The sequence below is a fragment of the Vibrio sp. PNB23_22_6 genome (assembly GCF_052877535.1).
In genome coordinates this window covers 1-218 of the sequence record NZ_JBNFXP010000109.1, presented here as the reverse complement: position 1 = coordinate 218, position 218 = coordinate 1, and the positions used below count along the sequence as shown (strand labels likewise).

Sequence of the window (218 nt, the reverse complement as noted above, 5' to 3'; positions counted from 1 at the left end):
AACTGCGCGTCCTTAGCTCAGCTGGATAGAGTACCTGGCTACGAACCAGGCGGTCGGAGGTTCGAATCCTCCAGGACGCGCCACTATTTAATAATTCGTTTGATAAACGGGTTATACACAGTAAAATATATATTATTGCGCGTCCTTAGCTCAGCTGGATAGAGTACCTGGCTACGAACCAGGCGGTCGGAGGTTCGAATCCTCCAGGACGCGCCACT

The 218-nt window shown here is 50.9% G+C and carries 2 tRNA genes; both read left to right on the top strand.

The features are described from left to right. The first annotated feature begins 6 nt into the window (after nucleotides 1-6). Nucleotides 7-83, top strand: a tRNA-Arg gene (locus tag ACVA54_RS19820). Between the two features lie 56 nt (nucleotides 84-139). Beyond that, a tRNA-Arg gene (locus ACVA54_RS19815) sits at nucleotides 140-216 on the top strand. Nucleotides 217-218 lie beyond the last annotated feature (2 nt).